Raw genomic sequence first — 26945 nt, forward strand, 5'->3', positions numbered from 1 at the left:
TTTTGAATCTTTATTGAATATGATAGTCATTTGCATTTAAACTAATACCTATCTGAAAACTGACTATCATGCTGTTAAGCAAGAATTCTCTTATGCGTTGGATACATTGGCCGATACTACTTTCTATTTGTTTACACATTTCTGTTGCTGCGGCGCTTTTCCATGCCATTAAACCAGAAAGACAGGCAGAGGCTATACCTATGTCTGTTGCCATGATCCAGTTGGCGGCGGAAGAGACACCTGTCTCTGAGCCTGCCGTACCGGAATCACCTCCTGAACCGGAACCACCAGAGCCAGAGCCTGAACCTATTGCGAAAATTGCTCTGCCTAAGCCTAAACCTGAAAAGAAAAAGATTGTCAAAAAAGAAACTAAGCCGAAAGAGAAAAAGACGGAAAAAACATCAGAACAACCGCTGAAACCTATTTCTGATCAGGAACCTCAGATGGCAAAAAATTTGGACGATCAAAAATCGGAGCACCATACCGCCAGTGACGAACTTGGGGCACAACGTGGACCAAAGGCATTGAGCAGGACAGAGCCCGTTTACCCGTTCAGGGCACGACAATTAGGAACAGAGGGGACGGTGAAGGTGAAATTTGATATTGATGAAAATGGTCGGGTTAAGAACATCGAGATTATTTCTGCAAAACCTAAAAATGTCTTTGAACGTGAGGTGAGAGAAGCCATGAGAAAATGGCGTTATGAAAAAATTCCCGCTACTGGGCATATGACAACTATCGAGTTTAAAACGACCGGTATTTCACAATACTAACCCGCTTAGACTTAATGGCTTTTTTGAGGGGATGCTTGCATCCCCTAGGTTGATTAACTTTGTCAGCAAAACTCGTTTTTATGGGTGTCCCAGTTTTACCGAGTGGGGTTAAGGGGGACAATCAAAAGATATCCCCTTTTCTTTATAAGCTAGTTATTTTCCTAATGAATCATGATGCTGAATCACTGCTTTCCAATTTAAAGTGTCTTTTATTTTCGGGCAAAGGACGGGAAGCATTATTTTCATCAACGGCAACGTAGGTGAAAACGGCGTCTGTTGCTCGGTAACGCTGACCGACTGGCTCAGATGCGACTTTTTTCACCCAAACTTCAATATGAATGGTGATAGATGAATTTCCCGTTTTGAGACAACGGGCGTAACAGCATACGACGTCACCTACCGCAACCGGTTTCAGAAAATTGATGCCATTTACGCTAACAGTGACTACGCGCCCCAGAGCAATCTCTTTTGCCAAGATTGCGCCGCCAATATCCATTTGAGACATTAGCCAGCCCCCGAAAATATCCCCATTGGCATTGGTATCAGCAGGCATGGCCAGTGTACGGAGAACCAATTCTCCGTTTGGTAAGCATTGTTGTTGTGTCATTAGAAAACTTGCTTTATTGGGTGAATACAACAATACCTGCCGCTGCATCGGCAGGTATCCATATGAAGGTCATTATATTATTTTTGTTCGCGAGGCAGATGACGGTAGATATATACCACACTCAATACAGTAAAGACTAGTGTCAATGCCGTTAACCCGAACACTTTAAAGTTTACCCAAACATTTTGGGGTAGCCAGAAAGCGACATAAATATTTGCTAATGAGCAGGCAACAAAGAAGATTGCCCAGGCCATGTTCAGTTTGTTCCAGACAAAATTAGGTAACTCTAGCTCTTTGCCTAACATCCGTTGAATTAATGGCTTTTTTAACACCCATTGGCTGATTAACAGAACCAGAGCAAAAATGGCATAAATGACAGTCACTTTCCATTTAATAAATAAATCACTGTGGAAAGCTAATGTCAGGGTGCCGAAAACCGCAACCATAACAAATGTAATTAAGGAGGATTTTTCAACTTTGCGATAAATAAAGTAGGTAATGATAACCGCTAACCCTGTTGCTGCAATCAAGGCGCCAGATGCATAGAAAATGTCATACATTTTGTAGACGACGAAAAAAACGATTAGCGGCAAAAAGTCTAAGAGTTGTTTCATAAATTAAACCCATTGTGAAGCCAATGATGGCATGTTTTTGAATTTGTGCCAGAGTGTATCAGATCTCAATGAAATGGTTTATTTATCAGGTAAAAAACATTTTTCATCTGTTTGCGTCATTTTATCACAATGAGCGCGAAGTTAGTGCGGATGAGGGAAGCTTGTGAGTTTCTGTTTAACAACGCATTATAATAGGCGCCGTTTTCACAAAAGGACATAAAGGCCATGCTGTGGGAAAGATTACATCGTTGGATGCCAGGTTTGGGAAATATCTGTCATTATCGTAGTGAATATCTTAGTCATGATGTGCGGGCGGGTCTCTCTGTTGCCGCAGTCGCACTGCCCGTTGCGATTGCTTATGCTGAATTAATGGGGATTAGCGCCATTATTGGCTTATATGCCTGTATTTTGCCCATGTTCGCTTATGCGCTGTTTGGGACTTCTCGACAGTTAATTGTTGGACCGGATGCAGCAACCTGTGCCGTTATTGCCGCCGCTGTTACCCCGCTAGCATTAGGAAATGAACATGTTCGTTGGCAGCTTGCCATCATTATGACGTTAATGACGGGGTTTTGGTGCATTTTAGCCAGCCATTTCCGGCTGGGTTCCTTCGCCGATTTTTTATCTCGTCCTATTTTGAAAGGCTTTATTAACGGCGTTGCCATCACCATTATGGCTGACCAGCTTGCTAAAGTTTTTGGGCTGTCCGGGTTACCTGCGGAACTGATTGAACGATTGATTGCACTTCCCCATAAGTTACTGGGATCTCATTGGCCGACGGTAGGGATGTCAGCAATGACATTGCTGGTATTGCTCAGTATACATTTTCTTCGTCCAAGTTGGCCTGCGCCACTGGTGGCCATGATCGTATCGACTTATATCAGTTGGCAATTTGAACTCAGCCAATATGGTATCCAGATTGTTGGTAGTATGGGGAACGGCTTGCCAGTGGTTCCCATGCCTGAATTTGAACTTGGTAGCATACGTGATTTAGTTGTTCCTTCTATTAACCTGGCGATGATTAGCTTTGTCAGCTTTATGATGACTGCCCGTAGTTTTGCCAGTAAAAACGGCTATCAAGTTGATGCAGATTTGGAACTCAGGGCGTTAGGTATCGCCAATATTGCTTCGTCATTATCACAAGGTTTTGCTGTCAGTGCTGCCGGTAGCCGTACCGCGGTCAATGATGCGCTGGGTGGTAAAACACAAATGGTGTCTGTCATAGCCGCTTGTGCCATCTTGCTGGTATTGCTGTTTATGGCAGAATTTCTGGTGTATATCCCGCTATCATCATTGGGTATTGTCTTAATTTTTTCCACATGGTCTTTATTGAGCTTAAAGAATCTTTGGGCTTATCGAAAGCGTAATCGTCAGGCTTTTACGCTGTCAATTTTTACGTTAATCGCCGTCCTGTTGGTGGGGGTGATCGATGGTATCGGTTTTGCCGTTTTGCTGGGATTATTGCAATTTTTGCGGACAGTTTTTCGGCCTTCGGATCAATTGCTAGGCGTAAATGATCAAGGTATGGTTCGCTCCATCCACCAACATAATGATATCAAACCCGTGGATGGCATTATGATGTACCGCTTTAACTCTCCTCTTACCTATTTTAATGTCGGATATTTTAAAAAGCGGGTCTTACAGCATGTGAATAGCGCTACGGATAGTCCCATATGGTTAGTGGTTGATGCGACGGTCAGTTTTACCTACGACGATGTTAGTGTGTTTGCCGTGTTAGATGAATTAATTACAGAGTTAAAAGAGAAAGGTGTGACATTGATTTTGGCAGGGCGCAGAACAGAGTTGAACCGCTGGATTAAGCAAAACAAACTGAGTCGCAGTGATGAAGATTTGATCGTCGTGCCGGATCTCTATTTTGCCATTCGTTTGATTCAAAGTAAGCAGCAAGTTGAGGAAAAACAAGAAAAGTAATTGCGGTTCTTCTTTCGGCAGTTCACCTCACCCCATTGCAATGAGGTGAACTGTGTTAGGTGCTTATTTATCGCATAACGTTTGTGGTGTTATTTTGTGGGGTGACTAACATATACAAACGAAATAGGTAAACCAGTAGCAAGGATGATAAGAAATTATCCAGCGCTGACAGCAGGATATTGGGCATTTTTGCCAGTACAAGTACCAGGATTAACTTGACGGCCAGCCATAACAGTATAGCTGGGATCAACAAGCGCATATTGCCAAATGCCACCTTCCAACTATTTTGCATAGCGGTAAAAACATTTTTACCTTTTTCAAGTAAGAAAATAGGAGCCAGTGAGAATGCAATAGAAAAAAGTATCCCAGGCAGGATCATTAAGGCGTAACCAATTTGAACCAATAGGGTACAGATAAACATTAACAAAAACATTTTAGGCAGTCGTGTTATTGATAATGTGCTGGCATGAAAGGCATTCGTTTGCTGGCCGGTAGAGATAGCATGAATGAGTACCAATATACTGGCCGTTAATAGGGTATTACCAAATATGTTGGTAAATAAAACGCCGAACATGGTGCGCATTAACGTGAACTGCTCATCTGGTGTTAACTGCGTCACAAAACGTTGGATCCCTGTATTGCCAGACTCCCTGACTATATTTTGCAACTCGGCCAATAAATTGAGCTGTTCATCATTCGGCATAAGTAAATGCCCCAGCAGTGCTGTCACCAACGCGGCCAAGACAGAGAGGATGACAATATTCAACAGTTGATTTTTTAAAAAGTTGATGCTGTCACGATACAGGGTATTTGCCGTGATGGGCATGAAAGTGGCTCCTATCAAATAAAACAACAACGATACACAATTGTACCTTGTTCTAAGGTTTATTGGATACCTAAGATTCACTCTTGTACCTGCTTGCTCTGCCCTTGAAGCCGCCAGGCGTAAGGATGCTTTTTTATTAGGAACTTTCATTGTGGATTTTATAGAAATGATCAATTCGCTAACTTTTCATTAATAAATTAATGGGAATGGGGATGTTAAATAAAGGTTTTTAGTATGAGATTTTTATTATCATTTATTGTTAATAATTCAAAAATTGATATCAATATATAAATCAAGGATGGCAGTAAAATGAATACTTAGCGAATTTTGATTTGGATCAATTTAAAATATCCAGCAAATGAAATAATAAAACGGTAAATACCTTATTTTGCCAAAAATCTTTAAAAGATGTGATCTGTCTTAGATCACAACAGTAAACAAACGGGTATATTTCTGACTGTTTTAAAACCACATAAATGGGATGGATAATGAAGAAGATTTCTGCGCTTGTATTGGCCGCTGCTACGTTAGCCCCGTCATTGACTTTTGCCCATGAGGCAGGTGATTTTCTGTTTCGTGCGGGTACAGCAACGGTAAGGCCGCACGCCGGTTCTGATAATGTATTGGGATTGGGATCTTTTGATGTCAATAATAATACTCAGTTGGGTTTAACTTTTGGTTACATGATCACCGATAATATTGGTGTTGAATTATTGGCAGCGACGCCCTTCCAGCATAAGGTCAGTTTACCAGGAACGGGTGAACTTGCTGAAGTGAAACATTTACCACCAACGCTAATGGCACAATATTATTTTGGCGCCACAGAAAATAATTTACGTCCTTATGTTGGGATTGGTATTAATTACACGACTTTCTTTGACGAAAAATTTAATAATAATGCAACGGTAAAAGCGGTTAATTTAAATAGCCTGGATCTGAAAGATTCCTGGGGAGTCGCCGGGCAAGTTGGCCTGGATTATAAACTGGACAAAAACTGGATGTTAAATACTTCACTTTGGTGGATGAATATTGAAACTGATGTGAAATTCAAAGTTGGTGATGTAGAGAAAAAATATAAAACCCGCCTTGATCCTTGGGTCTTTATGTTCGGTGTTGGTTATAGTTTCTAATTGTTAAAATACTGAAAAAAGTCAGTAAAAGCTGTGTGTGTTTGACTTTGACATAAGAGAGAACCAATGGGGCGTCATTGCCCCATTTTTACTGTATCAACTCCGCGTGCTCATCATTGTGTGGCGTTTTTCATGGCACGAACAAAATCGGTTAATTTTTCCAGCATGATGTTGGGTTGATGCAAGTTATCTTCAATGATTTTAACAACGGCTGAGCCTGAAATAGCCCCCGCAGCGCCGCCACTGAGCGCATTCATAACCTGTTTTGGCTCTGAAATGCCAAACCCTTGCAGGGCAGGGGCAGCGTGATATTCTTTGAGCTTGTTAACAATGTGGCTAAGTGGCTGTTGGGCACGATTTTCACTGCCAGTCACTCCCGCTCTTGATAGCAGATAGGTGTACCCACGTCCAAATGAAGCAATTTCACGCAGTAAATCATCATCTGCATTCGGGGGACAAATAAAGATCGGGGCAATATTATGTTTTATGGCGGCTGAACGGAAAGGTGATGACTCGGATAGTGGCACATCAGCGACAAGGACAGAATCAACCCCCGCATCTTTGCAACGACGGTAAAACGTATCAATGCCATTGTGAAAGACGAGATTAGCGTAAACTAACAGGCCAATCGGGGTATCTGGGTGCTTAGCCCGAATTTTAGCTAGCAGGTCAAAGCATAGGGTAGGTGTAACCTTGGATGATAACGCACGCAGATTGGCATTTTGGATAGTTGGGCCATCAGCGAGGGGATCTGAGAACGGAATACCCAATTCAAGCGCGTCTGCACCACCTGAAATTAAGCTGTCAATAATTTCCAGTGATAGTCCGGGATTAGGATCACCAAGAGTGACAAAAGGAACAAGGGCGCCTTGGTTTAGGTTATGTAGTTTTTTAAACAGTTGTTCGTAACGTTCCATCAGATTTCCCCCCTGGATTTTAAAATATCGTGAACAGTAAAGATGTCTTTGTCACCACGGCCAGATAGATTAACGATTAATAACTGTTCCTTGTCTGGAGCCTGATGGATCATTTTTAAGGCATAAGCTAACGCATGAGAGGATTCCAACGCCGGAATAATGCCTTCATTGCGAGAAAGTTGCTGGAAAGCCGCCAAAGCTTCATCATCAGTGATTGAAACATAATCAGCTCTACCGATGCTATTTAAATAGGCGTGTTGCGGGCCAACGGAAGGAAAATCCAGGCCGGCCGAAATAGAATAAGATTCTTCAATCTGTCCGTCTTCTGTCTGCATAATTGGCGCTTTCATGCCAAAGTAAATGCCTAATCTGCCATGTTTCAATGGAGCACCATGCTCACCGGTTTCAATGCCATGCCCCGCAGGTTCAACCCCGATCAGGCGAACACTATTTTCTGGAATAAATTCAGCAAATAAACCGATGGCATTTGATCCACCACCAATACAGGCAATGACTGCATCGGGCAGACGCCCCTCTTTTTCCAGAATTTGGGTTTTGGCTTCTTCACCAATCATACGCTGGAATTCTCGTACCATTGTCGGGTAGGGATGAGGGCCAGCCGCAGTACCCAATAAGTAATGTGCTTTTTCATAGCAACCAGACCAGTCACGCATGGCTTCGTTACAGGCGTCTTTCAGGGTCGCCGAGCCGCTGTGGACAGGGATCACTTCAGCACCCATCAAACGCATGCGAAAAACATTGGGCGATTGACGCTCAATATCTTTTGCCCCCATATAAATGCGGCATGTTAGCCCCAACAGTGCACAAGCCAGAGCCGTTGCGACGCCGTGCTGACCGGCACCTGTTTCAGCAATAATTTCGTTCTTTCCCATCCGTTTTGCCAGCAGTGCTTGTCCCAAGACCTGATTGGTTTTGTGCGCACCGCCGTGGAGTAAGTCTTCACGTTTCAGGTACAACCGTGTTTTTGTGCCTTTTGTCAGGTTTTGGCATAGGGTTAAGGCGGTGGGCCTGCCTGCATAATTTTTCAATAGATCCTGAAAGGTACGCTGAAATTCAGGGTCTCCCTGTGCATCAATAAAGGCTTCTTCTAACTGGTTAAGTGCAGGGATCAAAATTTGCGGAACAAATTGTCCACCAAATTCGCCAAAATAAGGATTCAATTTACTCATTATTCTACTCATCCATTTTGTCTGAAAAATTAGTGATAACAGCGTAATTGTTGAAATATCTGTTTGATTTTTTGACTGCTCTTGATGCCCGGAGCCACTTCGACTCCTGAGTTAAAATCGAGTCCATGACAGCCAAGGGATGCTGCCAATTGGCAGTTTTCGGCATTCAGGCCACCCGCCAGCAGGCTGTTATGCTGGATTTGAGGGGGAATTAACTGCCAGTCAAAGGGGGTTCCTGTTCCTCCCGAACCATTATCTAGCAATAAGTGATCAACATTGGGTATTGCGGAAAACGCCACAGCTTTGGACATATCGATGGCTTTCCAAATTTCACAATGTTCAGGCAGGACTGAACGCAAGGTATTGATGTCGTTTTCATCTTCATTCCCATGCAATTGGACTGCGGTAAGCGCGAGTGTCCGGGCAGTATCACTGATGAAATCGATGGATTGATTTTGGAACACGCCAACATACAGAAGAGAGGCTTCATTGATGATTTGTTGGGCTTGTTGCTGGCTGATCCTGCGCGGTGATTTTTCGGCAAAAATTAAACCGCCGTAAACGGCTCCCATCTGCAACGCAGCCTTGGCATCTTGTGGGCGAGTCAGGCCGCAAATTTTGTTGTCGCCCAAAATCAGGCGACGCAAAGCGAGATCTAAGTTTTGTTGTGCCATCAAAGCACTGCCGATGAGAAAACCATGGGCAAATTGGCTTAATTCGCGCACCTGGCGATGCTGGTGGATACCGGATTCACTGATGATAATAGTCCCTTCGGGTAAACCGGCAGCCAGTTTGCGAGTACGTGCTAAATCGATGGACAGATCACGCAGGTCTCGGTTATTGATGCCAATAACTTTTGCCCCCAATGCAATTGCCCGTTGCTGTTCATCTTCATTACTGACTTCGGTCAATACGCCCATATCAAGACTGTGTGCCAGTGCGGACAGGTTACGATAGGTATCATCATCAAGGACAGAAAGCATAAGTAAGATAGCGTCAGCCTGATAATAACGGGCCAGATAAACCTGATAGGCATCAATAATAAAATCTTTGCATAGAACCGGTTGATGTACAGCAGAACTGACCATTTTGAGAAAATCGTAACTGCCTTGAAAATATTTTTCATCGGTCAAGACAGAGATCGCGGCAGCATAAGGCTGATAAGTTTTAGCAATACGCACGGGATCGAAATCTTCGCGGATCAGCCCTTTTGAAGGAGATGCCTTTTTACATTCCAAAATAAAAACAGTCTGGCTATGGGTTAAAGCCTGATAGAAGCGACGATGGCTCGGTACGACAGCATCAATAAAGCTCTCTAACGGTTGTTTTGCCTGACGGGTAATCAGGTATTCTGCTTTATCATCAACGATTTTCTGTAATATGCTGGTTTTCATGATTAAATCCTTGTCGCCAATGCGGTCACTTTTTCATAAGCATGGCCACTATAAATGGTATTCAGTGCCAATTGTGTGTTTTCCCGCAGATCTTCATGTCCGTGAATTTTCATCAAAAGAGCCACGTTTGCTGCCACCGCATCAGCATGGGCTTTTTGCCCCTGTCCTTGCAGTAACATGGCCAACATATCGCGATTCTCTTCTGGGGTTCCCCCTTTCAGTGACGATATAGGATGGTTCGGTAAGCCAAAATCGCTTGCTGTTAACTGGTATTGATTTACTTCACCATGATTGAGTTCTGCAACATAGATTGGCGCATGTAAAGCAACTTCATCCATTCCGCCACTATGTACAACGGCAGCGCGTTGATAACCCAAAACTTGTAAGGTTCGAGCAATGGGTTCGACTAACTCAGGGCTGTAGACACCAACGAGTGACAAGGGGGGGCGAGCAGGGTTAATTAGCGGGCCAAGTACATTGAATAATGTTCGGGTTTTGAGTTGCTGGCGAACAAGTGCCGCATGGCGAAATCCACTGTGATATTGGGGGGCGAACAGGAAACAAACACCAATATCATCCAAAGCACTGCGGGAGTCTTCGGCACAGGCATCCAATGCAATGCCGAATGCGGCTAATAAATCGGATGATCCAGACCGACTGGAAATACTGCGGTTGCCGTGTTTTGCCACTTTAAGGCCACAAGCAGCAGCAATGAAAGCGCTGGCTGTTGAAATATTGATGCTATTGGAGCCGTCTCCACCCGTACCGACGATATCACAAAACGTGTAATCAGGGCGGGGAAAGGGGGCTGAATTGGCCAAAAACGCCTGGGCTGCACCGGCAATTTCTTGTGGTTGTTCGCCACGCAGTTTCAGGCTAATTAATACAGCGGCCAGTTGGGTATCGCTTAGCTCACCATGAATAATGGCCGTGAATAGTTGCTGGCTTTCTTGTTGCGTCAGTGTCTGGGCACTGAATAATTTGTCAAAAATTAACTGCATCGTCCCATTCCTTAAGTTTAGTGCCTTGAATTCGATACCTTTAAATGATTAGTTCAATACCCAAGCCAGTGTTTGTTCAAGTAGTTTGGCTCCCCTGGCGGTTAAAATAGATTCCGGGTGGAACTGAAAACCACAGACTTTATGTTCATCATGGCGCACCGCCATCACGATATCACCGCATGAGGCTGAGACAGTGAGAGTGGATGGAACGTGCACAGCGGCAAGGGAATGGTAACGAGCAACAGATAAAGGATTTGGCAGGCCGGAAAACATGCCTTTCCCATCATGGATGGCCGGTGTCGCCTTGCCATGCAAAATGTCCTGGGCAGCAGAGATTTTTCCGCCATAAGATTCAATGATCGCCTGATGTCCAAGACAAATTCCGATTATCGGGGTTTGGCCTGTCACTTGTTTGATCAATTCAGGCATACAGCCTGCCTCTGAGGGTTTTCCCGGACCAGGGGATAACATTAAAAGGGGGGATTCCATCTCATTGAGTTTGTCAATAATAATGTCGGCTGACACGGTATTGCGGTAGATAACGACATGGTGTCCATAAATACGTAGTTGATCCACGAGGTTATAGGTGAAGGAGTCCACATTATCGAGTAAAAGAATATTAGCCATCAGAATGTCACCTCTGCATGATGCGCTTGTGCAATTGCGCGAATAACGGCCCTGGCTTTACTGTGAGTTTCATCCACTTCTGATTGGGGAATAGAATCCAATACCACACCGACCCCAACCTGGACGGTGGCTTGGTTGTTTTCCACATAGGCGGAACGGATCACGATGCAGGTATCAAGATCGCCCTTGCCAGTGAAATAGCCAACTGCACCACCATAACTTCCTCGCCGTACCCCTTCATACTCTGCGATGAGCTGCATAGCCCGAACTTTAGGCGCTCCCGTCAATGTCCCCATGTTCATGCAGGCTTGATAGGCATGAAAGATATCTAAGTCATGCCTGAGTGTGCCGACAACGCGGGAAACCAGATGCATAACAAACGAGTAGCGATCGACTTTGGTTAAATCGGCAATATATCGACTGCCTGGTTCGCAGATGCGGGCTAAATCGTTACGAGCCAGATCAACCAACATCACATGTTCGGACATTTCTTTCGCATCGGTGCGCATTTCCAGCTCAATCCGGCTATCCAGATCGGCATCCAGTTCCCCGTTGCTATCGCGTCCGCGTGGTCGAGTACCGGCTATCGGATAAATTTCGATTTGGCGGCTACTGGCATCATACTTAAGCGCACTTTCTGGTGAGGCCCCGAACAGGCAAAAATCCTGATCTTGCATAAAAAACATATAGGGGCTTGGATTTTGTTTTTTTAATACATGATAAGCGTTCAGCGGAGAAGGGCATGGCAAGGTAAAACGACGTGATGGCACTACCTGGAAAACATCCCCTTGACGAACAAATTGTTGTAGCTGCTGTACAGTACTCGCGTATTGTTCATCACTTTGGCTGTAACCCACTGTCACATCGGGCAGTGAAACCGGCAAGAGGGGGTGAAGAGGGGCTGAAATGGCTGAAACTAATGTGGTTAAACGTTCTTCAAGGCGTTTTTTTTCTGAATCGGATTTGCCAAACAATGACGTTTGCAAACGTGAATGTTTATCTTGATGGTCGATCACTAATAACGTTTCTGCCAGATAAAAACAGAAATCAGGGCAGCGTTGGTGGCTTTCTACAGTAGGTAATGGTTCAAATCCAGCGACTAAATCGTAAGCAAACAATCCACCCACGAAAATGGCATCGGGGGATGTTGAGAAAGATCCTAATGTTGTCAGGGTACGTAATGCGTCAAAAACCGAATCGGATTTTAGCCGGCTGTCCTCGTCCAGATTGTGTTCAATGGCAGGGAATTGTGCTCGCATAACCTGCGGCTCTACGTCTAATTGGGCTTTGTCTGAAAGTAAATCAGCGAGTATGGGAAGTAGGTTTTGGCCATTTTTCGTTAGCGCTTCGAAAGTGATTTGATGCCCGTTGGCCGTAATGCGCATGGCACTATCAATGATCAAAATGCTTTTGAGGTTCTTTTTGCTGTGAATTTCAGCCGATTCCAGCAATAGCGTTGCTGGGCGATCACGACAAAGTTGATGAAAAAGCAGTGTTGGATCTATCTGGTAGAGCGTGTCTATCTGATTTATAGATAGAGTAAATTCTTTGTCAGTCATCTTCATACCCCGTTTTTAACTTTCATTCACAAAAACTTACGGTTTAGAGAATAGCTATAAAAAAACCCGCCTTTGAGGGCGGGTTTTGGCACTTGCGTATCTGAACTTAACTTAATGTGCGCGAACCAACCGCCCTAACTGGGAAGTTGTGCCACCAACGAGTTACTTGCATAGTTTGCATAATGACGTTCATTTCAAGTGCCTTATTTGTTCAATGGATTTTAATAAAGAATATCTTAGTTAACCCTTGTACTAGTAAACTGGGTCGAAGTTCACTTGTCAATGATTTTTTTGCTACCAAACCAATCTTGCCCCTTAAATATTATCTCTTGTGTTATCATTACCGCTTTGTACTTAATATTACTTGATAAAAGTACCTTTGTTTCCCAACCGAAAAAACAGGTAAAAAAACAATGACTGAAGCCGCCAGTGAAATGACAAAACGCTATGATCTGCATAGCCATACGACCGCTTCAGATGGTGTTTTATCACCTGATCAGCTCGTGGACAGGGCTGTTTCTATGGGAATTGATGTACTGGCAATCACTGATCATGATACGACGGAAAGTATTCCGTCAGCCTTAAACCATATTCAGCAACATAATTTGCCATTAACGTTGATATCCGGCGTTGAAATTTCGACATTATGGCAAAATCTGGAAATTCATATTGTTGGCTTAAATATTGATATTAACTCTATTTCCTTAAGACAATTGCTGGCGAATCAGGCTGATTTAAGGAAGCTGCGTGGTATTGAAATTGGGCAGCGATTAGCCAAAGCCGGTATTCCTGATGCCTGGGAAGGTGCATCCAGATTAGCCAATGGTGGACAAGTCACTCGCGGCCATTTTGCCCGTTATTTGGTCGAGGCAGGAGTGGAATCGACTATCCCGAAAGTGTTCAAGAAGTATCTGGTAAAGGGAAAGATCGGTTATGTCCCGCCGCAGTGGTGTACTATTGAGCAGGCGATTGAGACCATTCACCAGGCCGGAGGGCGGGCTGTCATAGCCCATCCCGGCAGGTATAATTTGTCGATGAAATGGCTAAAACGGTTACTGGTTTGGTTTAAACAGCATGGCGGTGATGCAATGGAAGTTGCACAGTGCCAGCAAGCCCCTAATGAAAGACAACAACTTGGTCAACTGGCAAGAGAATATGGGTTGAAAGTATCATTAGGATCGGATTTTCACCAACCTTGTTCATGGATAGAGCTTGGGCGTAATTTGTGGTTACCCGGTGATGTTGTACCGATATGGCACGACTGGTCACGGCTTGGGACTGCATAGAAATATAGGGGTTATTTGTATGAGCCAGTTTTTTTATATCCACCCTGACAATCCACAAACCCGCCTTATTAGCCAAAGTGTGGATGTGCTGAAAAAAGGCGGAATTGTCATTTATCCGACTGATTCAGGTTATGCCATTGGTTGTTGCCTTGAAAATAAGGATGCTATGACCCGTATATGTCGTATCCGCCAATTGGAAGGGCGCCATAATTTTACGTTGATGTGTCGTGATTTATCTGAAATTGCCACTTATGCCCATGTGGATAATCAGGCGTTCAGGTTGATCAAAAATAACACGCCTGGCAATTACACCTTTATTTTGCAGGCAACAAAAGAAGTACCGCGTCGTCTGATGAACGAAAAACGCAAGACTATTGGCCTGCGTGTTCCTTCTAATCCTATCGCGTTGGCACTGCTGGAAGAGATGAGTGAACCACTGATGTCATGTAGCTTAATTTTACCCGGAAATGATTTTGCTGAATCTGATCCTGAAGAGATTAAGGAGACCTTGGGTAAACAAGTTGATTTAATCATTCACGGTGGTTATCTTGGTCAGCAACCGACGACAGTGGTGGATTTAACTGAAAATTCACCCGTCATTCTTCGCGAAGGCGAAGGTGATGTCACCCCTTTTTTATAAAATGTACGATTTAATTTTTATTTAATATCACGACGCCTGTGAAGGCGACAGTAGAGGTTGCTCAATGAGCGATAAAACAGAAAAGTTACAAAAAGTTCTTGCGCGTTCTGGTCATGGTTCCCGTCGCGAAATCGAGGGGTATATCCAACAAGGTCGCATTAGCATTGATGGTAAGATTGCAACGCTGGGTGATCGAATCGAAGTTAATCCTTCAGTCAAAATTCGTCTGGATGGACGGATCTTAAATATCAAAGAGCCACAAAAAACCGTTTGCCGTGTTTTGGCTTATTACAAGCCGGAAGGTGAGTTGTGTACCCGCCATGATCCGGAAGGTCGTCCGACCGTATTTGATCGTCTGCCAAAAATGCAAGGCGCACGCTGGATTGCAGTAGGGCGTTTGGATATCAATACCAGCGGGTTGCTGCTGTTTACGACTGATGGGGAATTGGCTAACCGCTTAATGCACCCAAGCCGCGAAGTTGAGCGTGAATACGCCGTTCGGGTGTTTGGTGAAGTGGATAATGCAAAACTTCGTCAATTAACACAAGGCGTACAACTGGAAGATGGCCCGGCTTCGTTTAAGACCGTCTCTTTTAAGGGCGGAGAAGGTATCAACCAATGGTATAACGTCACCTTGACAGAAGGCCGTAACCGCGAAGTCAGGCGCTTATGGGAAGCTGTTGGTGTGCAGGTCAGTCGCCTGATCCGTGTGCGTTATGGCGATATCGATCTGCCGAAAGGCTTGCCGCGTGGTGGCTGGACTGAACTGGGGCTGGAGCAGACTAACTATTTACGCCAGTTGGTTGATTTGGGTGAGGAAGTGTTGTCCAAGGTGGCTGTTGGGCGTGACCAACGTCGCCTCAAGGCTAATCAGATCCGCCGTGCAGTAAGACGGCATGCTCAGGTTGCATCCCGTCCCGCAGGGAAACGTCCTGCCAGCAGTTCCCGTCAGAATGCAGGGAAGAAAACGACATCTAAAGGTCGTTAACACGCTTAAGCCGCTGTTTCAGTATATCATTTTGAAACAGCGGTTCCTTTTACCAATCAACGCCTTTCTGGGCCTTAATTCCGGCATTAAACGCATGTTTTACCGGGCGCATTTCCGTAATCGTATCAGCGTATTCCAGCAGTTCCCGATGGCATCCCCTTCCAGTGATAATCACGCTTTGGTGGGCAGGGCGCTGTTTAAGGGCAGTTAAAACAGCGGTAAGTGCTAAATAACCGTAACTGACCATATAGGTTAATTCATCCAATACGACGAGGTGCAATGAAGGATCAGATAACATGGCTACAGCATGTCTCCATGCCGTTTGGCAGGCTGCGGTGTCTGACTCGCGATTTTGGGTTTCCCATGTGAAACCTGTTGCCATCACATGAAATTCAACACCTTGCTGTGCCAGCAAGTTTCTTTCGCCACTTTCCCATGTTCCTTTAATGAATTGGATAACACCAGCACGCTGCCCATGGCCGATTGCACGAGTCACCGTGCCAAATGCAGCCGTCGTTTTGCCTTTGCCGTTTCCAGTGAACACAATGACGATCCCACGTTCTTGCTGTGCTGCTTCAATGCGGGTATCGATTTTTTCTTTCAGGCGTTGTTGCCTTTTCTGGTACTGGTTGTTATCTCTGGTCATTATTTGGCAGGCCCTGCTTTGCGCCCCGGTTGGGCATCAAAACTGACGCCAGAATCATTTCGGCTGTCATCCCCCATGACATAAAGGTAGACCGGCATAATATCTGCTGGCGTTTTTAATTTGGCGGAATTTTCATCAGGAAAGGCACTTGCTCGCATGCTGGTACGTGTTCCGCCAGGATTGATGCAGTTAATGCGCAGGGAACTGTCGCGATATTCTTGTGCTAAAACTTGCATCAAGCCTTCTGTGGCAAATTTGGAAACAGCATATGCCCCCCAGCCATTTCTGCCTTCACGGCCAACACTGGAGCTGGTCAATACCAGAGAGCCACAGGTGGATTTCAATAATAGTGGGATCAGTGCCTGGGTCAGCATAAAAGTGGCGTTGACATTGACTTGCATCACTTCATGCCAAAGTTGAACAGGTTGTTCTACGATAGGGGCGACAACGCCAAGCAGCCCCGCGTTATGCAAAACACCATCCAAATGTGAATAACGCTGTGCCAAAAAAGTTGCGAAAGTTTGACATTCTTCTGCGGTTACTGTCAGTAAATCCATCGTGTAAATGTCAGCCGGCAAACCGCCGTTGTCTGCAATTTGTTGCCTGACGGCTTCCAGTTTTGCGGTAGTACGTCCCAGTAAAATAACCTGTGCACCATAGCGGGCATAAGTTAATGCGGCTTCACGACCAATTCCGTCGCCGGCACCGGTCACTAAAATAATTTTTTGTTGCAGCAGATTATTATTGGGTTGGTAATCAAACATCGGACAATCTTCCTGTATTGCTTGTGGATCGATGATTTGCCATTTCAGGATGGCGCATGCAGTTTATCATCAGAACAAAACTTGAGCTTCCCGTCAAATTTGCCTTTATTAGTGAAAAATAAGCAAAAGAGTAAAACCCCATTGAGGTCAGGCAAACTGTTAAAGCAAGGTTTTCAGTTTTTAGTTAGAATGAAACAAATATATTGTTCATCATAAGCTAATAAAGGTGGAACTGTGGAATATTTGTCTCTATACGGACTGTTCTTAGCCAAAGTGCTCACGGTGGTCTTAGCAATAGTCATTCTGGCGGTTGTTTGTATCGGATTAGGTGTACGTAAAGCAATGCATAAAGGGGAATTAAAGCTGACCAATCTTGGTGAGTCGTACAAGGAAATGCAGCGTCGGATGCAGCAGGCTCGAATGAGCGAAGCAGAGAAAAAAATCTGGCAAAAGGCCTTAAAAAAGCAGCAAAAAAGTGATGCTAAACAGAAAAAAACGGAAGCCAAAACGGGACAGAAAGGGGTACAGAAGCCGAATCTTTATGTTTTGGATTTTAAAGGCAGTATGGATGCCCGTGAGGTGGAATCCCTTCGCGAAGAGATCAGTGCTGTATTGGCGGTGGCAGACAAAAAAGATGAAGTTTTGCTGCGTCTGGAAAGCCCTGGTGGTGTGGTTCATGGATATGGGCTGGCGGCATCTCAGCTGGTTCGCTTTCGTCAGAAAGGGATACGCTTGACCATCGCCGTGGATAAAGTCGCTGCAAGTGGTGGTTACATGATGGCATGTGTGGCTGATCGCATTATTGCTGCACCCTTTGCGATTATTGGCTCCATTGGGGTGGTGGCTCAAATGCCCAATATTCACCGATTATTGAAGAAAAATGATATTGATGTGGAATTACACACTGCGGGTGAATATAAACGTACGCTGACTGTTCTGGGGGAAAATACGGAACAGGGACGCAAAAAATTTCAGGAAGACCTGAACGAAACACATAAATTATTCAAATCGTTTATCCATCAATATCGCCCATCTTTGGATGTGGAAAAAGTATCTACGGGTGAATATTGGTACGGTACACAAGCAAAAGAGAGTGGACTGATTGATGATATCGGGGTCAGTGATGATTTTCTGATTGAAAAAATTGAACATTGTGAAGTGATCAGCGTCAATTATTCTCGCCGTAAACGCGCCATAGATCGTTTTATGGGAAGTGCGATGGAAAATGTTGATAAATTGTTTATGCGTTGGTGGCAAAGGGGCGAAAAACCTTTGCTGTAACGAAATAATCAGTTTTCGAGAAAACCATCCCAGTTATTATGTGGATAAAATATGCGGGCAAGTAGAGGCGATTTTGTTATATCCTTTATTGCCCGCATATTTATTGATAGCTTATCAATCGGGCTGGGGGAAGGCGGTTAGTTTTTTAATCTACCAAATGATATTTGGCGGATAATATATGCGCTAAATGTTTAAACATATTAAACACAGCGGTACTTTTTGCAGTAGGCAATCCGTATTCATCCAGGAAATATTCCCCTTGAAATATGAATACTCCACCTTTTTGCTCCACGCTTTCTGCGTACATTCCCTGTATAAAATCTTCGTGTTCCTTAATGATTTCATTTGCTTTTTTCAGTAACTGATCTTGTTTAATCGGCATGGTTTCAGTTTTCATTTATTGTGCTCCTTGAAGAAATAAGTTGTTGCGCATCGTTTTTTATCAGGTAGAGTGTGGGCTTTTCGTCATTGCAGATGGAAGATTTTGTTTACAACTGTTAAATCATACAATTGCATGGCCTATGTAGGTATATAAAATACCCTAAATATTTCAAAGGGTTTTGCGTTTAAGCAAAAGTACAAGATAAAAATTAGTTGATATCTTGCAAATCTATCGCAATATAAAAAGAGGTTTTATTTTATATATCGCAACATAACGCCGTGATTTTCGCCATCTGAAAAGAAGATAATTAGGTAAAGGTAACTATGGCTAAAGCTCTTGTTATAGTGGAGTCCCCGGCAAAAGCCAAAACAATCAATAAATATCTGGGGAATGACTACGTTGTAAAATCCAGTGTAGGTCATATCCGTGATTTGCCGACGAGTGGAACAGTGAGTCAAAAGAGTTCAAGCTCATCTACCGATAAGAATAAAAAGAAAGTAAAAAAAGATGAGAAAACGGCGCTGGTAAGTCGTATGGGCGTCGACCCTTACCATGGTTGGGAAGCGAACTACCAAATTTTGCCAGGCAAAGAAAAAGTTGTTTCAGAGCTGAAAACGCTGGCTGAAAAAGCCGAACACATCTATCTCGCAACGGATCTTGACCGCGAGGGAGAGGCTATTGCATGGCACCTGCGGGAAGTGATTGGCGGTGATGATACCCGTTTCAGTCGGGTTGTATTCAATGAAATTACCAAAAATGCAATCACACAGGCTTTTGATAATCCGGGTGAGTTGAATATTGATCGCGTTAATGCCCAGCAAGCGCGCCGTTTTATGGATCGCGTTGTGGGTTACATGGTTTCACCGTTGCTATGGAAAAAAGTGGCCAGAGGGTTATCGGCCGGGCGGGTGCAATCTGTTGCTGTTCGTCTGGTGGTTGAACGAGAGCGTGAGATCAAGGCATTTGTGCCGGAAGAATATTGGCAACTGCACGCGGATTTAATGGCTAAGGATAGCACAGCCCTTCACATGGAAGTCACCCATGAGAAAGGAAAGCCATTTAAACCCGTCAATGCGCAGCAAACGCATTCAGCCGTATCTTTGCTTGAAACAGCGAGATACAAAATCATTGAGCGTGAAGATCGTCCGACATCCAGTAAACCGAGTGCACCGTTTATTACCTCGACATTGCAACAGGCTGCAAGTACACGGCTTGGGTTTGGGGTTAAGAAAACCATGATGATGGCACAACGCCTATATGAAGCCGGTTATATCACTTATATGCGTACTGACTCGACTAATTTGAGCCAGGATGCATTGGAAATGGTTCGCGATTATATCAGTAACCACTTTGGTGACAAGTACTTGCCGCAAAGTGCCAATATCTATAGCAGCAAAGAAAACTCTCAGGAAGCGCATGAGGCGATTCGACCTTCTGATGTCGATGTCATGGCAGATGCATTGAAAGATATGGAAATTGATGCACAAAAATTGTATCAGCTTATCTGGCGTCAATTCATTGCCTGTCAGATGACGCCTGCGAAATATGATTCCACAACACTGACGGTTCAAGCTGGCGATTTTGAGTTACGTGCCAAAGGCCGTACCCTGCGTTTTGATGGTTGGACAAAAGTCATGCCGACTTTGCGTAAGGGAGATGAAGATAATACCTTACCGGCAATTGAAGTGGGCACTGAACTTGGTTTGCAACAATTGATACCAAGTCAGCATTTTACAAAACCACCTGCGCGTTTTAGTGAAGCATCCCTGGTCAGGGAGCTGGAAAAACGCGGGATTGGTCGTCCATCGACTTATGCCTCGATTATTTCAACTATTCAAGAGCGTGGTTATGTTTGCGTTGAAAATCGCCGTTTCTATGCGGAGAAAATGGGTGAAATCGTCAACGATCGTTTGGAAGAAAATTTCAACGAATTGATGAACTATGATTTTACGGCAAGAATGGAAGACCAGCTCGATCATGTCGCCAACAATAAAGCGAACTGGAAAGGTGTTCTGGACGAATTTTTCTCTAATTTCAGTGAGCAGCTTGATATTGCCAGCAAAGATCCCGACGAAGGCGGGATGCGTCCAAATCCGATGGTGATTACATCAATTGATTGCCCGACTTGTAGCCGTCCAATGGGAATTCGTACTGCGACAACAGGCGTATTTCTTGGCTGCTCTGGTTACGCGTTGTCACCTAAAGAGCGATGTAAGCAGACTATTAACCTTATCCCAGAAAATGAGATCCTGAATATTCTGGAAGGGGATGATGCTGAAACCAATGCATTGCGTGCTCGTCATCGTTGTAAAAAATGTGGTACAGCGATGGACAGTTATTTGATTGATAACCAGCGTAAATTGCATGTATGCGGCAATAACCCAGAATGTGATGGTTATGAAGTAGAAGAAGGTGAATTTCGCATTAAGGGTTATGATGGCCCGATAGTGGAGTGCGATAAGTGCGGTTCAGAAATGCACCTGAAAATGGGGCGTTTTGGTAAATACATGGGCTGTACAAATGAAGGGTGTAAAAATACCCGTAAGATTTTACGTAATGGGGAAGTGGCGCCGCCGAAAGAAGATCCGGTTCCGTTACCTGAACTGGCGTGTGAAAAATCGGATGCCTACTTTGTTCTGCGTGATGGCGCATCAGGGATATTTTTAGCCGCCAACACTTTCCCTAAATCTCGCGAAACACGTGCGCCATTGGTGGAAGAGCTTGTTCGGTTTAAAGATCGCCTACCTGAGAAATTGCGTTACTTAGCGCAAGCGCCAGTTTCTGATCCAGAGGGATATAAAACGGTTGTCCGTTTTAGTCGTAAAACTAAACAGCAATACGTCTCTTCGGAGAAAAATGGCAAAGCTACCGGATGGGCTGCATTTTTTGTTGACGGGACTTGGGTTGTGAAAGAAAAGTAATCTATCTGAAGATAAATTTGTCTATTATTCCCTCATTCATTGGGCATAATTCATAAAAATATATTTAGAGAGATATTTCTTTTTTTGTGGGAAAAGTAACTTTTCTTTCTAAAAAGCCAGTTTTTAAGACTGGCTTTTTTTGTATTTCGGCAAAATTAAAACACAATATATCTGCAACAGGTGATTGATAATAGTTACTCAACCTAATTATTTGTTATATAAATATATAGCAAGTGTTATAGTGGTTATATACTGACAAATATATATTCTATATAGTTATAAGTGGGTAACCATTAGCAATATAGAAATTGGTTAAACTACAAAACATTCATACATTTTATTATTAGGGACAGTGCTGATATGAAACTACAGCAATTGCGTTATATTGTAGAGGTGGTTAATCACAATCTAAATGTATCTTCTACAGCAGAAGGGTTGTATACCTCTCAACCGGGGATCAGCAAACAAGTCAGGATGCTCGAAGATGAATTAGGGATTCAGATATTTGCTCGTAGCGGTAAGCACTTGACGCACGTGACTCCGGCTGGTGAAGAAATTGTCCGTATTTCACGTGAAGTTCTGTCAAAAATTGATTCAATTCGTTCTGTTGCCAGTGAGCACACCTATCCCGATCGCGGTTCTTTATATATAGCGACGACGCATACACAAGCAAGATATGCTTTACCTCCCGTTATTAAAGGTTTTATTGAACGTTATCCCAATGTATCACTGCATATGCATCAAGGCTCTCCAACGCAAATTGCAGAGGAGGTATGCAAAGGAAATAGTGATTTTGCGATAGCGACAGAAGCACTTCACCTTTATAGCGATCTGATTATGTTGCCTTGTTATCATTGGAATCGTTCTATTGTAGTGACAAAAGATCACCCACTTGCTAATAAACAGAATGTGACGATTGAAGAATTGGCAGAATATCCGATTGTGACTTACACATTTGGTTTTACCGGACGCTCTGAGTTGGATGTTGCTTTTGACCGGGCCGGTTTGAAACCTAAAATCGTATTCACCGCAACAGATGCTGATGTGATCAAGACTTATGTGCGGCTAGGGCTAGGTATTGGTGTGATTGCCAGTATGGCGATCGAGCCTGTTCAGGACAGCGATTTAGTCCGTATTGATATGCGTGATCAATTTGGCTACAGCACGACTAAGATCGGTTTTAGGCGTAGTAGTTTCCTGCGCAGTTATATGTATGATTTTATTTGGCGTTTCGCACCACATTTGACACGTGATGTTGTGGATAAAGCCATTGCATTACGTTCTAATGAAGAAATCGAAGAAATGTTCAAAGACATTGAATTACCGATAGTGTAAAAATATTTAATATCAGTAAGGTAGTCATCAAGAAACACATGCATCGAGAAGATTAAACCACCTCCTGGCGAGGGAGGTGGTTGATCTTTATTTTTCTCATATCGGTTAACTAATGCTTTCAGGGCTAAAGGTCATTTAATTAAAGCATCGTCATATTTTCAACTTTATGAAATAATAATAATAATTTTATGTTCCTTTTGGGATCACCTTCTTAAATTCACCACTGAAAAAATTGTCAGAATCTTCTATTGAAGATTTTTGGTTTTTAAGAATGAAATTATCAAAAGCTGTTTTCACACTATGATTTTCTAACGCTTGATAATTAAATAAGGAAATACAAGAGGAATAAGTAAATTTAACATTAACCTTTTCATTAGAAGCACAGCTTGACGCTATTTCTGCGTTGGTTCTGTCAAAATCTATTTTATACAATTTCATCTTAGGAACATACATTACGCGATCATCAATACCAATTGCTTCAATAACACTGGCCAATGTGAGGGTAGAATAGTGATCGCCATTCTGTTTTAAACCTAGTCTTATAGCTTCCCCTTGCTTTTGCAGAAAATCTGAAAAACTTTTCAGGCTTGGGGAGTTTGCATTCAAAATAATATCCATAATGAGTTGGAGCAAGTTTGTTGCAATCGAAACCCCTTTCATTTCATGCTGATATGTTTGACTTTCAATATTCATGACACTCATCAATGGCAGTTTTGCCATAAGATCGCCCCAGAATTCGATATCCGTCTTATATTCTTTGCCATGAATATGGGTGTATTTGGTAATGTAGTCAGCGACGATTGAAGAAAGTGCTATCTGTATTTTTTTGACTTCATTTACTTTCTGTATGACACTGGATTTGTCGATAATATTTGAAGTAATAATAAATTGTACAAGGCCGTCTGTATCGCTAAGCTGATAATCCGCCAAGGAAAATTTATCTTTAATACCCGCCGAAAAGAACTGATCGGCTTGTTGGATATGGCTTAGATAACGCTGGTAGTCTCTATTTTTTTCTGTATCCATAATTTATCTCCACTCTCTAACGAACTCATTGAGTACCCTGAATATACCTTCATTTTTCAAATTGTAATTTGAAATTTATTAGCCAGAAATACGTAGAAACATGAGAGCCAATTCAATCAAACTGTTATGGCGTGAATAAAACATATCAACTTTAGGTGTGTCATCATTAAAATTTATCAATAAATGAGGATTTACAGTGAGTTAGAAAAATAAGTGGTTATGGAATAACAAATATTTGCTTATATACCAATTTAACTTCAAGTTGCCGTTTGTAAACCAACGAGAGTGTTTATATCTCCCCGCTACGCGGGGAGATATAAGACGCATCTTGAAAGGCGATTGGTATATGTTATGTTTAATGGTAACTGACCATAAATAATAAGAAAGGAGGAGTTATGTCGTTTAAATTGAGAACAGGCTGTGCTTCAATGCTCTCGATTGGAAGCAAATCGAAATCCACTGGCAGTAAAACCTATCACTATTACAGTTTACCTCTGTTATCTGAACAATTGGGTGATATCTCCCGTCTGCCAAAGTCCCTGAAGGTTTTGCTTGAAAATCTCTTGCGCAATATTGATGGTGAATCGGTTATGGAGGACGATTTAAAGGCGCTGGTGGAATGGCAAAAAACCGGTCATGCAGACCGGGAGATTGCTTATCGTCCCGCCCGTGTCCTCATGCAGGATTTTACAGGCGTGCCGGCTGTCGTGGATCTTGCTGCGATGCGGGAAGCCGTATTGAGACTTGGTGGAAATGCAGAACAGGTTAATCCGCTATCTCCGGTTGATCTGGTTATCGATCACTCGGTGATGGTTGATAAGTTTGGCACTGAGCAGGCATTTTCAGAAAATGTCCAGATAGAGATGGCACGCAACTATGAGCGTTATCTGTTCCTGCGTTGGGGACAGAAGGCTTTCAATCGTTTCCGCGTTGTCCCGCCGGGAACGGGAATTTGCCATCAGGTTAACCTCGAATATTTGGGTAAAGCGGTTTGGTATGAAAATCAGGATGGTAAAGATTTTGCTTATCCTGATACGCTGGTTGGAACGGATTCTCATACGACCATGATTAATGGGTTGGGTGTCCTGGGCTGGGGAGTCGGGGGTATTGAAGCCGAGGCGGCTATGCTGGGGCAGCCAGTTTCCATGCTGATCCCAGATGTTGTTGGCTTTAAACTGACCGGAAAATTGCAGGAAGGAATAACGGCAACTGATCTTGTACTGACGGTAACACAGATGCTGCGCAAGCACGGTGTTGTGGGCAAATTTGTGGAATTTTACGGTGATGGGTTAGCTGATTTGCCGTTGGCGGATAGGGCAACGATTGCCAATATGTCCCCGGAATATGGTGCAACTTGCGGCTTCTTCCCCGTTGATGATATTACATTAGACTATATGCGTTTGACGGGGCGCCATGAAGAAGAAATTGCGCTGGTTGAGACGTATTGCAAAACCCAGGGCCTGTGGCGTCATGCGGGGGATGAACCTATTTTTACCAGCACCCTTGAGCTGGATATGTCGACGGTTGAAGCAAGTCTGGCTGGACCAAAACGACCTCAAGACCGAGTGGCACTGGGAAATGTACCCCAAGCCTTTCAGTCTGCCCTGAAGTTGGACATCCATAAAACGCCCGGCCACTTATCTGCGATACCCGTTACCTTAGATAAGCAAACTTTTTCATTGCAAGATGGTGCCGTGGTGATTGCCGCCATCACCTCGTGTACCAACACCTCTAACCCCAGCGTCTTGATGACGGCGGGATTACTTGCCAAAAAAGCGGTTGAGAAAGGCTTGCAACGTCAACCATGGGTGAAAACTTCATTGGCTCCGGGTTCGAAAGTCGTGACAAGTTATCTGGAACTGGCAGGTTTCATGCCATATCTGGAAAAACTGGGTTTTAATTTAGTGGGGTATGGTTGTACTACCTGTATTGGTAACTCTGGGCCATTGCCTGATCCTATTGAGGTCGCGATTAAGCAAGCTGATCTCACCGTTGGGGCGGTGCTTTCTGGTAACCGAAATTTTGAAGGCCGCATTCATCCCTTGGTGAAAACCAACTGGTTGGCATCACCACCGCTGGTGGTCGCATATGCACTTTCCGGCAGTATGAAAACAGATCTGACGCGAGAGCCTATTGGGAAAGATCAACAAGGCAATGCGGTTTACCTGAAAGATATCTGGCCTAATAATAAAGAAGTTGCAGAAGCGGTTAGAAAAGTCAAAACCGAAATGTTCCATAAGGAATACAATTCTGTGTTTGATGGCGACGAACATTGGCAAGCTCTGAGCATTGAAAGTTCATCGACTTATTCTTGGCAGCCAGATTCTACCTATATACGCCACCCCCCTTTCTTCACTGATATGACGGCTGAACCTAAACCAGTGACAGATATTCATCAGGCTCACATCTTGGCGATTTTGGGTGATTCAATCACGACGGATCATATTTCCCCTGCGGGCAATATCAAAGCTGACAGCCCAGCCGGACGTTACTTGCAGGAACAGGGTGTTGCCCCCCAAGATTTTAACTCTTATGGCTCAAGGCGTGGCAACCACGAAGTGATGATGCGGGGAACGTTTGCCAATATCCGTATTCGCAATGAAATGACAGGGATTGAAGGAGGATATACCCGTCATATTCCTTCACAATCTCAACTCACCATTTATGATGCCGCTATGCGTTATCAGCAAGAGAAAATACCCTTAGCCGTTATTGCGGGTAAAGAATATGGCTCAGGTTCAAGCCGTGACTGGGCGGCAAAAGGAACAAGGTTGCTGGGGGTTAGGGTTGTGATTGCGGAATCTTTTGAACGTATCCACCGTTCTAACCTGATCGGTATGGGGGTTTTGCCATTGGAATTTCCCCAAGGCGTTAGCCGTAAAACGTTAAACCTGACAGGAGAAGAGCGAATTGATATTGCAGGATTAGCTCATATCCAGCCAGGGCAAACTATTGCGGTGAAAATTAGCTATGCCAATGGACAGGAAATTGTGATTAACGCTCGTTGCCGCATTGATACAGGAACAGAGCTGGCTTATTTCTATAATGATGGCATTTTGCATTATGTGATTCGTAATATGCTGAAATGATAAAATTGAAATAAGTA

The 26945-nt window shown here is 43.7% G+C and carries 23 protein-coding genes and 1 other annotated feature; of the genes, 10 read left to right on the top strand and 13 right to left on the bottom strand.

Annotated features, from left to right (window positions below):
- The first annotated feature begins 92 nt into the window (after window positions 1-92).
- Window positions 93-773 carry a TonB system transport protein TonB gene (tonB, locus tag Xkoz_RS05245; RefSeq protein WP_244183400.1) on the top strand — a complete coding sequence of 227 codons (681 nt, stop codon included), beginning with the start codon at window positions 93-95 and terminating at the stop codon, window positions 771-773.
- A 169-nt stretch (window positions 774-942) separates the two neighbouring features.
- Here the strand turns inward: tonB and yciA are convergent, their stop codons facing one another.
- Window positions 943-1380, bottom strand: coding sequence for an acyl-CoA thioester hydrolase YciA (gene yciA, locus Xkoz_RS05250; RefSeq protein ID WP_099141267.1), 438 nt, complete (start codon window positions 1378-1380; stop codon window positions 943-945).
- Window positions 1381-1457: 77 nt separating this feature from the next.
- On the bottom strand, window positions 1458-1994 hold the full coding sequence (locus Xkoz_RS05255) for a septation protein A (protein ID WP_099141171.1): 537 nt from the start codon (window positions 1992-1994) through the stop codon (window positions 1458-1460).
- Window positions 1995-2219: 225 nt separating this feature from the next.
- Between Xkoz_RS05255 and Xkoz_RS05260 the strand changes: the two genes are divergently transcribed.
- Entirely contained in the window at window positions 2220-3926 is a 1707-nt protein-coding gene (locus Xkoz_RS05260) for a SulP family inorganic anion transporter (protein WP_099141172.1), read from the top strand.
- Between the two features lie 67 nt (window positions 3927-3993).
- Here the strand turns inward: Xkoz_RS05260 and Xkoz_RS05265 are convergent, their stop codons facing one another.
- Complete coding sequence (locus Xkoz_RS05265; protein WP_099141173.1) at window positions 3994-4752, bottom strand: YciC family protein; 759 nt, start codon at window positions 4750-4752, stop codon at window positions 3994-3996.
- 488 nt (window positions 4753-5240) lie between these two features.
- On the opposite strand from Xkoz_RS05265, the gene ompW reads away from it, so the two are divergent.
- Complete coding sequence (gene ompW / locus Xkoz_RS05270) at window positions 5241-5882, top strand: outer membrane protein OmpW (protein ID WP_099141174.1); 642 nt, start codon at window positions 5241-5243, stop codon at window positions 5880-5882.
- Between the two features lie 113 nt (window positions 5883-5995).
- Here the strand turns inward: ompW and trpA are convergent, their stop codons facing one another.
- Genes trpA through Xkoz_RS05300 form a run of 6 tightly spaced genes read right to left on the bottom strand, consistent with a single transcriptional unit; the run spans window position 5996 to window position 12576 of the window.
- Complete coding sequence (trpA, locus tag Xkoz_RS05275; protein ID WP_099141175.1) at window positions 5996-6799, bottom strand: tryptophan synthase subunit alpha; 804 nt, start codon at window positions 6797-6799, stop codon at window positions 5996-5998.
- Entirely contained in the window at window positions 6799-7989 is a 1191-nt protein-coding gene (gene trpB / locus Xkoz_RS05280) for a tryptophan synthase subunit beta (RefSeq protein WP_099141176.1), read from the bottom strand. Before trpB ends, trpA begins: the two co-directional genes overlap by 1 nt.
- Before the next feature lie 29 nt (window positions 7990-8018).
- Window positions 8019-9383 carry a bifunctional indole-3-glycerol-phosphate synthase TrpC/phosphoribosylanthranilate isomerase TrpF gene (gene trpCF / locus Xkoz_RS05285; protein ID WP_099141177.1) on the bottom strand — a complete coding sequence of 455 codons (1365 nt, stop codon included), beginning with the start codon at window positions 9381-9383 and terminating at the stop codon, window positions 8019-8021.
- Between the two features lie 2 nt (window positions 9384-9385).
- On the bottom strand, window positions 9386-10384 hold the full coding sequence (gene trpD, locus Xkoz_RS05290; RefSeq protein ID WP_099141178.1) for an anthranilate phosphoribosyltransferase: 999 nt from the start codon (window positions 10382-10384) through the stop codon (window positions 9386-9388).
- Between the two features lie 48 nt (window positions 10385-10432).
- Window positions 10433-11011, bottom strand: a complete 579-nt coding sequence (locus Xkoz_RS05295) for a glutamine amidotransferase-related protein (RefSeq protein WP_099141179.1) — start codon at window positions 11009-11011, stop codon at window positions 10433-10435.
- On the bottom strand, window positions 11011-12576 hold the full coding sequence (locus Xkoz_RS05300; protein WP_422646076.1) for an anthranilate synthase component 1: 1566 nt from the start codon (window positions 12574-12576) through the stop codon (window positions 11011-11013). Before Xkoz_RS05300 ends, Xkoz_RS05295 begins: the two co-directional genes overlap by 1 nt.
- 50 nt (window positions 12577-12626) lie before the next feature.
- Window positions 12627-12733: a sequence feature (Trp leader region), on the bottom strand.
- Window positions 12734-12983: 250 nt separating this feature from the next.
- On the opposite strand from Xkoz_RS05300, the gene rnm reads away from it, so the two are divergent.
- The 3 genes from rnm (at window position 12984) to rluB (ending at window position 15484) form a co-directional block, all read left to right on the top strand.
- Window positions 12984-13856: an RNase RNM gene (gene rnm / locus Xkoz_RS05305; RefSeq protein WP_099141181.1), complete on the top strand. Its 873-nt coding sequence runs from the start codon at window positions 12984-12986 to the stop codon at window positions 13854-13856.
- A gap of 19 nt (window positions 13857-13875) precedes the next feature.
- Window positions 13876-14496 carry an L-threonylcarbamoyladenylate synthase gene (locus Xkoz_RS05310; RefSeq protein WP_099141182.1) on the top strand — a complete coding sequence of 207 codons (621 nt, stop codon included), beginning with the start codon at window positions 13876-13878 and terminating at the stop codon, window positions 14494-14496.
- 64 nt (window positions 14497-14560) lie between these two features.
- Window positions 14561-15484 carry a 23S rRNA pseudouridine(2605) synthase RluB gene (gene rluB, locus Xkoz_RS05315; protein ID WP_099141183.1) on the top strand — a complete coding sequence of 308 codons (924 nt, stop codon included), beginning with the start codon at window positions 14561-14563 and terminating at the stop codon, window positions 15482-15484.
- Between the two features lie 49 nt (window positions 15485-15533).
- Here the strand turns inward: rluB and cobO are convergent, their stop codons facing one another.
- Window positions 15534-16130, bottom strand: coding sequence for a cob(I)yrinic acid a,c-diamide adenosyltransferase (cobO, locus tag Xkoz_RS05320; protein ID WP_099141184.1), 597 nt, complete (start codon window positions 16128-16130; stop codon window positions 15534-15536).
- Window positions 16130-16894 carry a YciK family oxidoreductase gene (locus Xkoz_RS05325; protein WP_099141185.1) on the bottom strand — a complete coding sequence of 255 codons (765 nt, stop codon included), beginning with the start codon at window positions 16892-16894 and terminating at the stop codon, window positions 16130-16132. Before Xkoz_RS05325 ends, cobO begins: the two co-directional genes overlap by 1 nt.
- A 234-nt stretch (window positions 16895-17128) precedes the next feature.
- Between Xkoz_RS05325 and sohB the strand changes: the two genes are divergently transcribed.
- Window positions 17129-18175, top strand: coding sequence for a protease SohB (gene sohB, locus Xkoz_RS05330; RefSeq protein WP_099141186.1), 1047 nt, complete (start codon window positions 17129-17131; stop codon window positions 18173-18175).
- Window positions 18176-18320: 145 nt separating this feature from the next.
- Here the strand turns inward: sohB and Xkoz_RS05335 are convergent, their stop codons facing one another.
- Complete coding sequence (locus tag Xkoz_RS05335) at window positions 18321-18572, bottom strand: YciN family protein (RefSeq protein WP_099141187.1); 252 nt, start codon at window positions 18570-18572, stop codon at window positions 18321-18323.
- A gap of 308 nt (window positions 18573-18880) precedes the next feature.
- Here Xkoz_RS05335 and topA point away from each other — a divergent pair, with 308 nt between their 5' ends.
- Window positions 18881-21478: a type I DNA topoisomerase gene (gene topA / locus Xkoz_RS05340; RefSeq protein WP_099141188.1), complete on the top strand. Its 2598-nt coding sequence runs from the start codon at window positions 18881-18883 to the stop codon at window positions 21476-21478.
- 360 nt (window positions 21479-21838) lie between these two features.
- Window positions 21839-22813, top strand: coding sequence for an HTH-type transcriptional regulator CysB (gene cysB / locus Xkoz_RS05345; RefSeq protein WP_099141189.1), 975 nt, complete (start codon window positions 21839-21841; stop codon window positions 22811-22813).
- Between the two features lie 186 nt (window positions 22814-22999).
- On the opposite strand, the gene Xkoz_RS05350 is transcribed toward cysB, so the two are convergent.
- Complete coding sequence (locus Xkoz_RS05350) at window positions 23000-23839, bottom strand: hypothetical protein (protein ID WP_099141190.1); 840 nt, start codon at window positions 23837-23839, stop codon at window positions 23000-23002.
- A 395-nt stretch (window positions 23840-24234) separates the two neighbouring features.
- Between Xkoz_RS05350 and acnA the strand changes: the two genes are divergently transcribed.
- Window positions 24235-26928: an aconitate hydratase AcnA gene (gene acnA, locus Xkoz_RS05355; RefSeq protein WP_099141191.1), complete on the top strand. Its 2694-nt coding sequence runs from the start codon at window positions 24235-24237 to the stop codon at window positions 26926-26928.
- The last annotated feature ends 17 nt before the right edge of the window (window positions 26929-26945 follow it).

Origin of the sequence: Xenorhabdus kozodoii (genome assembly GCF_002632875.1) — a bacterium.
Lineage (GTDB): Bacteria > Pseudomonadota > Gammaproteobacteria > Enterobacterales > Enterobacteriaceae > Xenorhabdus > Xenorhabdus kozodoii.